7 protein-coding genes are annotated in these 12,919 nt (G+C 37.6%); all 7 read left to right on the top strand.

The genetic code is table 11. From position 1 onward, the window contains the following. Window positions 1-13 precede the first annotated feature (13 nt). Window positions 14-712, top strand: a complete 699-nt coding sequence (gene rplA / locus JM83_RS01860) for a 50S ribosomal protein L1 (RefSeq protein WP_144958834.1) — start codon at window positions 14-16, stop codon at window positions 710-712. An 11-nt stretch (window positions 713-723) separates the two neighbouring features. Next, a complete protein-coding gene (rplJ, locus tag JM83_RS01855) occupies window positions 724-1,245 on the top strand; it encodes a 50S ribosomal protein L10 (protein ID WP_144958832.1) in 522 nt (173 codons plus the stop codon). Window positions 1,246-1,301: 56 nt separating this feature from the next. Next, on the top strand, window positions 1,302-1,676 hold the full coding sequence (gene rplL, locus JM83_RS01850; protein WP_144958830.1) for a 50S ribosomal protein L7/L12: 375 nt from the start codon (window positions 1,302-1,304) through the stop codon (window positions 1,674-1,676). A gap of 132 nt (window positions 1,677-1,808) precedes the next feature. Beyond that, window positions 1,809-5,621 (top strand): DNA-directed RNA polymerase subunit beta, encoded by a 3,813-nt coding sequence (gene rpoB, locus JM83_RS01845; RefSeq protein WP_144958828.1) that lies wholly within the window; start codon window positions 1,809-1,811, stop codon window positions 5,619-5,621. A gap of 79 nt (window positions 5,622-5,700) precedes the next feature. Beyond that, window positions 5,701-10,002, top strand: a complete 4,302-nt coding sequence (gene rpoC / locus JM83_RS01840; protein WP_144958826.1) for a DNA-directed RNA polymerase subunit beta' — start codon at window positions 5,701-5,703, stop codon at window positions 10,000-10,002. A gap of 253 nt (window positions 10,003-10,255) precedes the next feature. Next, window positions 10,256-10,573, top strand: coding sequence for a DUF3467 domain-containing protein (locus JM83_RS01835; RefSeq protein ID WP_144958824.1), 318 nt, complete (start codon window positions 10,256-10,258; stop codon window positions 10,571-10,573). Between the two features lie 465 nt (window positions 10,574-11,038). Next, entirely contained in the window at window positions 11,039-12,778 is a 1,740-nt protein-coding gene (locus tag JM83_RS01830; RefSeq protein ID WP_144958822.1) for a thiamine pyrophosphate-dependent enzyme, read from the top strand. Window positions 12,779-12,919: the final 141 nt, after the last annotated feature.

Here is a 12,919-nt window from a genome sequence, read left to right as displayed (position 1 = left end):
ATAGATATTAAAAATGGCAAAAGTAACTAAAAAGCAAAAAGAGGCTCAATCTAAAATCGAAAACGGGAAACAGTATTCGGTTGCAGAAGCTTCGGTTTTGATAAAAGAAATTACCAACGCAAATTTTGATCCTTCAGTAGATTTAGCAGTTCGTTTGAACGTAGATCCACGTAAAGCAAATCAAATGGTGAGAGGGGTTGTAACTCTTCCACATGGTACAGGTAAAGATGTAAAGGTATTGGCATTGGTAACCCCAGACAAGGAAGCTGAAGCTAAAGAAGCCGGAGCAGATTACGTTGGTTTGGATGAATACCTTGATAAGATTAAAGGTGGTTGGACAGATGTTGATGTGATTATCACCATGCCAAGTGTAATGGGAAAATTAGGGCCTTTAGGTAGGATTTTAGGACCAAGAGGATTAATGCCCAACCCAAAAACCGGTACCGTAACAATGGATGTTGCAAAAGCAGTTTCTGATGTAAAAGCTGGTAAGATCGACTTTAAAGTTGATAAATTCGGGATAGTACACGCAGGTATTGGGAAAGCATCTTTTGATGCTGATAAAATTGCTGGAAACGCAAGAGAATTATTAACTACGTTGGTTAAATTAAAACCAGTGGCTTCGAAGGGTATATATATTAAGAGTATATACATTTCTTCTACAATGAGCCCAAGTGTTGAGATTGATACGAAAAGGTTCACTGAGCAATAATATTATAGATTATGACAAGAGAAGAAAAATCATTGGTAATTGAAGATTTAACTGCGCAGTTATCAAATAATTCTATTATTTACCTTGCAGATATTTCAGGTTTAAACGCCTTGAGTACTTCAAATTTACGTCGTGCTTGTTACAAAGCAAACGTACAACTTGCAGTAGTTAAAAATACCTTGCTTGCTAAAGCTATGGAAGCTTCCGATAAAGAATTCGGTGAACTTCCTTCAGTTTTAAAAGGTAATACTTCTATTATGCTTTCGGATACTGGAAATGCTCCGGCGAAAGTAATTAAGGAATTCAGAAAAAAATCTCAAACACCTTTACTTAAAGGCGCCTTTATAGAAGAAGCTATTTATGTTGGTGATGACTACCTAGAGACCTTGGTTAACATCAAGTCTAAAGAAGAAGTTATTGGGGATATCATCGGATTATTACAATCACCTGCTAAAAATGTTATTTCAGCATTAAAATCAAGTGGTGGTAAATTAGCCGGAATTCTTAAAACCCTTTCTGAAAAAGAAGGATAAACACGTACGCACTTTTTAACAATTATAAATTAAAGAACATTTTAAAACGATAGAAAATGGCAGATTTGAAAGATTTCGCAGAAAAATTGGTTAACCTTACAGTAAAAGAAGTAAATGAGTTGGCTACTATATTAAAAGATGAATATGGTATCGAGCCTGCAGCTGCTGCTGTAGCTATGGCTGGTCCAGCTAGTGGTGGTGATGATGCTGCCGATGAGCAAACAGAATTCGATGTGATTCTTAAAGCTCCAGGTGGTTCTAAATTAGCAGTAGTAAAATTAGTAAAAGAACTTACTGGATTAGGTCTTAAAGATGCTAAGGAATTAGTAGATGGAGCTCCAAAAGCAGTAAAAGAAGGAGTTTCTAAAGATGAAGCTGAAGCATTAAAAGCACAATTAGAAGAAGCAGGAGCCGAGGTTGAGCTTAAATAAGCTTAGCACAAGCAATATATTTAGGTTTAGACCTCGGGACTAGCTCCCGAAGGTCTAGACCCTTTTGCGTATATGAAGCTTTTCGCCTTATAACGCACACATATTTTATATAAATTATAATTCCGTCCATTGATGTTAGCAACGCAAACTGAAAGATTGAATTTCTCTTCTGTAAAGAACAAGCCTGATTATCCAGACTTTTTGGATGTCCAAATTAAGTCGTTTCAGGACTTCTTTCAATTAGAAACAAAATCAGAAGAAAGAGGAGATGAAGGTCTCTATAACACTTTCCTGGAAAACTTTCCTATTACAGATACCCGCAATCAATTCGTATTAGAATTCCTGGATTATTTTGTGGATCCACCAAGATATTCCATTCAGGAATGTATAGAACGTGGTTTGACTTATAGCGTGCCGTTAAAGGCCCGCTTAAAATTATATTGTACAGATCCAGAACACGAAGATTTCGAAACTATTGTACAGGATGTATATTTGGGTACGATTCCTTATATGACTCCTAGTGGGACATTTTGTATTAATGGAGCAGAGCGGGTAGTTGTTTCTCAGTTGCACCGTTCACCCGGTGTTTTCTTTGGACAGTCTTTCCATGCGAATGGAACAAAATTATATTCTGCCCGGGTTATTCCTTTTAAAGGTTCTTGGATAGAATTTGCTACCGATATCAACAACGTGATGTACGCGTATATCGATAGAAAGAAAAAATTACCTGTTACTACACTTTTCCGTGCAATTGGGTTTGAAAGAGATAAGGATATCCTTGAGATCTTCGACCTTGCAGAGGAAGTAAAAGTTTCTAAAACAGGACTTAAAAAATATCTTGGTCGCAAGTTGGCAGCCAGAGTATTGAATACATGGTATGAAGATTTCGTAGATGAAGATACTGGTGAAGTTGTATCTATCGAGCGAAATGAAATTGTATTGGACCGTGATACAGAATTGAATAAAGACCATATCGAGGAAATTCTTGAGACTGGTAATAAGACAATTTTGCTTCATAAGGAAGATAACTCAACTGGAGATTATGCAATTATTCACAATACATTGCAAAAAGATCCAACAAACTCTGAAAAAGAAGCTGTTGAGCATATCTACCGTCAATTACGTAATGCGGAACCGCCAGATGAGGAAACTGCACGTGGTATTATAGATAAATTGTTCTTTTCAGACCAACGTTACTCTTTAGGGGAAGTAGGTCGTTATAGAATGAACAAAAAACTTGGTCTTGATATTGGAATGGATAAGCAAGTGCTTACCAAAGAAGATATTATCACCATTGTAAAATATTTAATAGAGTTAATTAACTCTAAAGCAGAGATAGATGATATCGATCACTTATCCAACCGTCGTGTTAGAACAGTAGGAGAACAACTTTCCCAGCAGTTTGGTGTTGGTTTGGCACGTATGGCACGTACTATTCGTGAGCGTATGAACGTTCGTGATAATGAAGTGTTTACTCCTATAGATTTAATTAATGCAAAGACCTTGTCTTCTGTAATTAATTCATTCTTTGGAACCAATCAGTTGTCCCAGTTCATGGATCAAACAAATCCTTTGGCAGAGATCACCCACAAACGTAGGTTATCTGCATTAGGACCAGGTGGACTTTCAAGGGAAAGAGCAGGGTTTGAGGTACGTGATGTTCACTATACACACTACGGAAGACTTTGTCCTATTGAAACTCCTGAAGGACCAAACATTGGATTGATCTCTTCACTTTCTGTATTTGCAAAAGTGAATGGTATGGGGTTCATTGAAACTCCTTATAGAACTGTAGAGAACGCTAAAATCAATTTTTCTGAAGAACCTATTTATTTAAGTGCGGAAGAAGAAGAGAACAAAAAGATTGCACAGGCCAACATTCCTTTAAAAGATGATGGTACTATTAATACAGATAAGGTTATTGCACGTATGGAAGGTGACTTCCCGGTAGTAGATCCAAAAGAGATCCACTATATAGATGTTGCACCAAACCAAATTTCTTCGATTTCAGCTTCATTGATTCCATTTTTGGAACATGATGATGCCAATAGGGCATTGATGGGATCTAACATGATGCGTCAGGCGGTTCCATTGTTAAGGGCAGAATCCCCTATTGTTGGTACTGGTTTGGAAAGACAAGTAGCTACAGATTCCCGTGTATTGATAAATGCTGAAGGAGATGGAGAGGTTGAGTATGTAGATGCTGAAAAAATCACCATTAAGTACGACCGTTCAGAGGAAGACAGAATGGTGAGTTTTGAAAGTGATTCTAAAACTTACAACCTTATCAAGTTTAGAAAAACGAACCAAGGTACTTCTATTAACTTAAGACCAATTGTAAATGTTGGGGATAGGGTTTATAAAGGTCAGGTACTTTGTCAAGGATATGCTACAGAAGCTGGGGAACTGGCTTTGGGTAGAAACATGAAGGTTGCCTTTATGCCTTGGAAAGGATATAACTTTGAGGATGCAATTGTAATTTCTGAAAGAGTTGTAAGAGAAGATGTATTTACCTCTATTCATATAGATGAATATTCATTGGAAGTTAGAGATACCAAATTAGGTAACGAAGAACTAACCAATGATATTCCAAACGTTTCTGAAGAAGCCACTAAGGACTTGGATGAAAACGGTATGATTAGAATTGGAGCTGAAGTGAAGCCTGGTGATATCCTTATAGGAAAGATCACTCCAAAAGGAGAAAGCGATCCAACTCCGGAAGAGAAATTATTGCGTGCGATCTTTGGGGACAAAGCAGGAGATGTAAAAGATGCTTCGTTAAAAGCGCACCCATCGTTAAGAGGGGTTGTAATTAACAAGAAACTTTTCGCAAGAGCTGTAAAAGATAAGCGTAAGAGAGTTCAGGATAAAGAAGATGTGTCTACGTTAGAGAAAAACTATGATGCGAAATTCAATGTTCTTAAAGCTGAATTGATCGAGAAGTTGTTTACGATTGTTGGGGGTAAAACTGCACAAGGAGTAATAAACGATTTAGGGGAAGAAGTAATGCCAAAAGGCAAGAAATACACCCTTAAAATGTTAAATGCCGTAGACGATTATACGCACCTTACCCAAGGAACGTGGACTACAGATGATCACTTGAACAAACTGGTTGCAGATTTACTTCACAACTACAAGATCAAGGAAAATGATCTTCAAGGAAACTTAAGAAGAGAAAAATTCACAATCTCTGTTGGAGATGAATTACCTGCGGGAATTATCAAATTAGCAAAAATTTATGTTGCTAAGAAGAGAAAACTGAAGGTTGGGGATAAAATGGCGGGTCGTCACGGTAACAAAGGTATTGTTGCACGTATCGTTCGTCAGGAAGATATGCCTTTCTTGGAAGATGGAACTCCTGTAGATATCGTATTGAACCCACTTGGGGTACCTTCCCGTATGAACATTGGTCAAATTTATGAGACCGTGTTGGGATGGGCAGGACAAAAATTAGGTAGAAAATATGCTACCCCAATTTTTGATGGTGCTACACTAGATCAGATCAATGAATTAACAGATGAAGCCGGTGTACCAAGATTTGGTCATACATATCTTTATGATGGTGGAACTGGAGATAGATTCGATCAAGCTGCAACTGTAGGAATTATTTATATGTTGAAATTAGGACATATGATCGATGATAAGATGCACGCACGTTCTATAGGGCCATACTCTCTTATTACGCAACAACCATTAGGTGGTAAAGCGCAATTTGGAGGTCAACGTTTTGGAGAGATGGAAGTTTGGGCATTGGAGGCTTATGGAGCTTCTGCAACCTTGCGTGAGATCTTGACCGTAAAATCGGATGATGTAATTGGTAGGGCTAAAACTTACGAGGCAATCGTAAAAGGAGAGCCTATGCCAGAGCCGGGACTACCTGAATCTTTCAACGTGTTAATGCACGAATTGAAAGGATTGGGATTGGATATTAGATTAGAAGAATAATATACTGTTATTATAGGTTGAGCATGAAAGTGCTCAACCTTAAAAACAGGATTTTCACAATAATTAGATAGCATTGATTATGGCTAGAAATAATGATAAGAGTACAGAACAGAGGTTTGATAAAATCTCTATAGGTTTAGCTTCCCCGGAATCCATTTTAGCGGCATCCAGAGGAGAAGTTCTAAAGCCTGAAACTATCAACTATCGTACGCACAAGCCTGAGCGTGACGGGTTATTCTGTGAGCGAATTTTTGGTCCTGTTAAGGATTACGAATGTGCCTGTGGAAAATATAAAAGAATCCGATACAAAGGAATTGTATGTGATAGATGTGGGGTAGAAGTTACAGAGAAAAAAGTACGTCGTGACCGTGTTGGGCACATCAACTTAGTTGTTCCTGTAGCGCATATCTGGTATTTCCGTTCTTTGCCAAACAAAATAGGATACTTATTGGGTCTTCCTTCCAAGAAATTGGATATGATTATTTACTATGAGCGTTATGTAGTGATCCAAGCAGGTATTGCAAAGAATGCTGAAGGAGAACCAGTAAAAAAGATGGACTTCTTAACAGAAGAAGAATATCTTGATATTTTAGATACCCTTCCACAAGAAAACCTTTATTTGGACGATACAGATCCAAATAAATTCATCGCTAAGATGGGAGCAGAATGTTTGATCGAACTTTTAAAAAGAATAGATCTTGATGAACTTTCTTACGATCTAAGACATAAAGCGAACAACGAAACTTCCAAACAACGTAAAACGGAGGCTTTAAAGAGACTACAAGTTGTAGAAGCTTTTAGGGATGCAAATAAAAATAGGGAGAACCGTCCGGAATGGATGATCATGAAGGTGGTGCCAATTACTCCTCCAGAACTTAGACCTTTAGTGCCTTTGGATGGTGGACGTTTCGCAACTTCAGATTTAAATGACCTTTATCGTAGGGTAATTATTCGCAACAATCGTTTAAAGCGATTGATGGAAATAAAAGCTCCGGAAGTAATTCTTCGGAACGAAAAACGTATGCTACAGGAGTCTGTAGATTCGTTATTCGATAATACAAGAAAGTCTTCAGCAGTAAAAACAGATTCCAACAGGCCATTGAAATCCCTTTCAGATTCCTTAAAAGGAAAACAAGGGCGTTTCCGTCAGAACTTACTTGGTAAGCGTGTGGATTATTCTGCTCGTTCTGTAATTGTTGTAGGACCAGAATTAAAAATGTTTGAATGTGGTATTCCCAAGGATATGGCTGCAGAACTTTACAAACCTTTCGTAATCAGAAAATTGATTGAAAGAGGAATTGTGAAAACTGTGAAGTCTGCCAAGAAGATCATAGACAAAAAAGAACCAGTTGTTTGGGATATATTAGAGAATGTACTTAAAGGGCATCCTGTATTATTGAACAGGGCTCCTACGCTTCACCGTTTAGGGATCCAGGCATTCCAACCAAAACTTATTGAAGGAAAAGCAATTCAACTTCACCCATTGGCAACTACGGCATTCAACGCCGATTTTGATGGGGATCAAATGGCAGTTCACTTGCCACTTGGACCAGAAGCTATCCTGGAAGCCCAACTTTTAATGTTAGGGTCCCATAACATCTTGAACCCTGCAAATGGATCGCCAATTACAGTTCCATCCCAGGATATGGTACTTGGTCTTTATTACATGACCAAACTTAGAGTATCTACAGATGAAGTGAAGATTAAAGGAGAAGGACTTACTTTTTATTCAGCAGAAGAGGTTATTATCGCTTTCAACGAGAAAATGGTAGATCTTAATGCTTCTATAAAAATAAGAACTCAAGATTTAAATGAAGAAGGAGAATTGGTTGATAAAATTATTGAAACTACCACTGGTAGAGTATTGTTTAATGAAACAGTACCTCCAAAAGCTGGATTTATCAATGAAGTATTAACCAAGAAATCTTTGCGCGATATTATTGGAAGGGTATTAAAAGTGACCAGTGTTGCTGAAACTGCTGAATTCCTTGATAACATTAAAAGCTTAGGATATAAATTCGCTTATACAGGTGGTTTATCGTTCAGTTTAGGGGATATTATTATCCCAGAAGAAAAGCAATCCATGATCGATGAAGCCAACGAACAGGTGGAAGGAATCATTGGTAACTATAACATGGGTCTTATTACCAACAACGAACGTTATAATCAGGTAATTGATATTTGGACTGCAACCAACGCTGGACTTACAGAATTGGCTATGAAGCGTATTCGTGAGGATAACCAAGGATTCAACTCTGTGTACATGATGCTTGATTCTGGTGCGCGTGGATCTAAAGAACAGATTCGTCAGTTAACCGGGATGCGTGGATTGATGGCGAAGCCTAAGAAATCCAACTCTGGTGGAGGAGAAATTATTGAAAACCCTATTTTATCCAATTTTAAGGAAGGGCTGTCCATTCTTGAATATTTTATCTCAACTCACGGTGCTCGTAAAGGTCTTGCCGATACCGCACTTAAAACTGCCGATGCAGGTTACTTAACCCGTAGATTGGTAGATGTTTCCCAAGATGTTATTGTAAACGAAGAAGACTGTGGCACGTTAAGAGGAGTAGAAGTTACAGCGCTCAAGAAAAATGACGAAATAGTAGAATCTTTAGGAGAACGAATTGTAGGAAGAATTTCCTTAAATGACGTTTACAATCCATTAACCGAAGAGCTTTTGGTAGCTTCGGGAGAGGAGATTTCTGAAGAAGCTGTTAAGAAAATAAACGAAGCTCCTATTCCTAGTGTTGAAGTAAGATCTGCTCTTACTTGTGAGGCTAAGAAAGGAATTTGTGTGAAATGTTACGGTAGAAACCTTGCAACAAATAAATTGGTGCAACGTGGAGAAGCTGTAGGAGTTGTTGCTGCTCAATCTATTGGAGAGCCGGGAACACAACTTACACTACGTACCTTCCACGTGGGTGGTATTGCAGGAAACATTTCAGAAGAAAACAAACTTCTTGTTAAGTTTGGTGGAGTGGCAGAAATTGAAGATCTAAAGGTTGTTAAAGGTGAAGGTCCAGATGGATCTATTACAGATATCGTAATCTCTAGAACTTCAGAGCTTAAAGTAAAGGACAAGAAAACCGGAGTGGTGTTAAGTACTAATAACATTCCTTATGGTTCTCAAATCTTCATAAAAAGTGGCGACACTGTTAAACCTAATGATATTGTTTGCCAATGGGATCCTTATAACGGGGTGATCATTTCAGAATTTGCTGGTAAGATCAAGTACGAAAATATCGAACAAGGTTATACCTACCAAGTTGAAATAGATGAGCAAACCGGGTTCCAAGAAAAAGTAATTTCAGATTCCAAGAACAAGAAAATGATTCCGACCTTACTTATTTTAGGTAAGAAAGATGAAGTTATACGTTCTTATAACCTACCAGTTGGGGCTCACCTTATGGTAGATAAAGATGAAAAGATCAAGGTTGGTAAGATCTTGGTTAAGATACCAAGAAAATCTTCCAAGTCTGGGGATATTACGGGAGGTCTTCCACGTGTAACCGAATTATTCGAAGCGCGTAACCCTTCTAACCCTGCGGTTGTTAGTGAAATAGATGGTGTGATTTCTTTTGGTAAGATCAAAAGAGGGAACCGTGAGATCATCGTGGAGTCTAAATTAGGGGAAGTTAAAAAGTATTTGGTAAAACTTTCTAACCAGATCCTTGTTCAGGAAAACGATTATATTCGTGCGGGAATGCCATTATCTGATGGATCTATTACTCCAGAGGACATCTTGAGTATCAAAGGACCAAACGCGGTTCAGCAATATTTGGTAAACGAAGTACAAGAAGTATATCGTTTACAAGGTGTGAAGATCAACGACAAGCATTTTGAGGTTGTTGTTAGACAAATGATGCGTAAAGTAAGAATTGTAGATTCCGGGGATACTATTTTCTTGGAAAACCAATTGATCCACAAGTCAGATTTCATTGAAGAAAATGACAACTTATTTGGATTGAAGGTAATCAAAAATCCTGGTGATTCTACGAAACTTAAAGCGGGTCAACTTGTAAGTGTTCGTGATCTAAGAGATGAAAATTCATCTTTAAGAAGAGAGGACAAAGAACTTGCTACAGCTAGAGATGCGGTAAATGCTACGGCTACACCAATTCTACAGGGTATAACAAGAGCTTCCCTACAAACTAAATCCTTCATCTCTGCAGCTTCCTTCCAGGAAACTACTAAAGTGTTGAATGAGGCAGCAGTAGCCGGTAAGATAGATTACCTAGAAGGACTTAAGGAGAACGTTATCGTTGGACATAAGATCCCTGCAGGTACTGGAATGCGTGCTTACGACAACATAATTGTGGGTTCTAAAGAAGAGCTTAACGAAATGATGGAGAAGAAGCAGGAAGTTAACTATAACTAATGTTTTAAATATTTATTTGAAGAGGGCTGCAATTTGTGGCCCTTTTTATTTTTGTTATATTTAAGGGAGTGAAAGAGTGAAAGAGTGAAAGAGTGAAAGAGTGAAAAAGTGAAGGAGTGAAAGAGTGAAGAAGTGATGAAGAAAATGGAATTAATGGGCACAATTACACTATTACCACACAGCATCACAACGTTACAACATCACAACATTACTACGTTACAACCTCACAGCAAATAACAATTAAACATAAAAAATGAGCGACCAAGATAAAAAGCCTAAACAAGGACAGATCAATATAGAATTGGATGAAAAAATAGCTGAGGGAACCTATTCCAATCTAGCCATCATCAATCATTCGGTATCGGAATTTGTAGTGGATTTTGTGAGTATAATGCCCGGAACACCTAAGAGCAAGGTGAAATCGAGAATTATATTAACCCCACAACATGCTAAGAGGTTATTAAAGGCATTGGGAGATAACGTAAAGCGTTTTGAAAAGGCACACGGGGAAATAAAAGATTACGAGCAGCCTCCAATTCCATTGAATTTTGGACCAACGGGCCAAGCCTAATTTCTTTAATTAGGGCATGGCTAAAATGCCATTTTTCATACCTATGTATTTATAACAATATACTTTTAAAGGATTTTGGAGATAATTTAATTGTATACCGCTAATATGCCTAAAAGGCATAATGGAACTAAAAATGTCACGTCGAGCGCAGTCGTGACGCCTTTGTTTAACCCTTCGATTCCGCCCAGGGAGACAAAACCTATTTTTAGGTGTTTAAACGGATAAGCATAAATTTAATTTTAAAATTGAACTACTCAAAGAAATTCTTAGACAATCCAGAAAGTTATATATCATTAAGATAAAAAAGAATTCAAACGCAATTTTTGAGTATTGAAGAATTAGTATCTTTGAATTTTGAAACAATTATGAAAAAAAATTAACTGCATTTTCTTACAAAAAAATATTTAACGTCGCCTTAATAGAAAACCAAGCCTTCGCTTGCTATCTTTATGAAAAAGCAGAAAAATGGCGAAGAAAGTAGCAGATATATTAGTAGAAAATTTAGTAAATGCAGGTGTTAAAAGGTTATATGCCGTTACTGGTGATAGTTTAAACCCTATTAACGATGCAGTGCGAAGAGATGGAAGAATTGAATGGATTCATGTACGCCATGAGGAAGCAGGAGCCTATGCTGCTTCTATGGATGCCGAACTTGACGGGATTGGTTGTTGCATGGGGAGTAGCGGCCCAGGTCACGTACACTTAATAAATGGCTTATACGATGCCAATCGATCTGGAAACCCAGTAATTGCAATTGCTACCACTATAAATACTAACAAAGCGGGGATGGATAATTTCCAAGAAACCAACGTTGTTAAACTGTTTGACGATTGCAGCAAATATTGTGTAATGGCAAATACTCCAGAACAGGCAGCGAATGCATTCCAAACTGCAATTCAACATGCAATTCAACACAGGGGTGTTGCTGTTGTAGGATTGCCGGGAGATGTTTCAGAAGCCGATGTGGAGCATATTACTACTGCTCATAAAAATTTTCATACTAACTCCAGACTTATTCCTGGAAAGGAAGAAATGAAACAACTGGCAGAAGTAATAAACTCCAATAAAAAAGTGATGTTGTTCTGTGGTTATGGTTGTAAAGATGCACAAGAAGAGGCGATGCAGCTTTCAGAAAAATTAAATGCTCCTATGGGCTATAGTTTCCGAGGTAAAATATTTTTTGACAAAATAAGTAATCCATATGCTGTAGGTCTAAATGGATTATTAGGAAGCAAATCTGGATTTAAAGCCATGCACGAAGCTGATTTGCTAATTCTATTAGGCACAGATTTTCCATACACCGACTTTTTACCTGAAGAAAATACGATCATTCAAATAGATGATAAACCAGAACGTATTGGTAGGCGCGCAAAAGTTGATTACGGTTATGCGGGTAAAATAAAAGATACATTGAAAGTTTTACTCCCAATGTTAGAAAATAAAACTAATGATGCATTTTTAAAAGATATGCAGAAACTGCATAAGGAGCAAGAAGAAAAATATGCTTCTTACGTAAAAGCGAAATCTGAAGAAAAAAATATTCATCCCGAATTTGTGGCTTCTGTAATTGATGAAGTAGCTGCAGACGATGCTATTTTTACAGTTGATACTGGGATGTCTGCCGTGTGGGCAGCCAGATATATTAAGGGGAAACGCAATAGGTATCTAACAGGTTCATTTAACCATGGTTCTATGGCGAATGCGATGCCTATGGCTATTGGAGCAGGACTTTCAAGACCAGATCGTCAAGTTATTGCGTTATGTGGCGATGGGGGAATTAGTATGCTTTTAGGAGATTTAATGACCATAAGCCAGTACAATATACCAGCAAAAATAATTATTTTCAATAATCGAACGTTGGGAATGGTACGGCTTGAAATGCAAGTTGCGGGATACCCACAATGGCAAACCGATATGAAAAATCCAGATTTTGCTAAGGTTGCTGAAGCCATGGATATAAAGTCTTGGAGCGTAGAGGCGTGTCAAGATGTTAGAGGTGCTTTGTTAGAGGCATTTGCGCATAATGGCCCTGCTCTTGTAAATATTTATACAGATCCTGATGCTTTAGCAATGCCTCCTAAAGTTGAATTCAGTCAAATGAAAGGTTTTGCTACAAGTATGGGAAAATTAATGTTGAATGGACATGCTGCTGATGCTATTGCTACTGCAAAGTCTAATATTAAATATTTGAAAGAATTGTTTTAGATTTATTACATACCTGAAAATAGCATAAGCCAAAAGAAATATTTAGAATAAATTTTACCTTCTAATAATTTTAAATGCAAAAAAAACCCCTCGGTTTTCCTTAGAATCGAGGGATTATAATATCAATAGATTGCATCAAAA

This window comes from Gillisia sp. Hel_I_86 (genome assembly GCF_007827275.1).
Classification (GTDB): domain Bacteria; phylum Bacteroidota; class Bacteroidia; order Flavobacteriales; family Flavobacteriaceae; genus Gillisia.
Note: the sequence above shows the minus strand (reverse complement) of the source record. Positions and strands in the feature narration are given on the sequence as shown.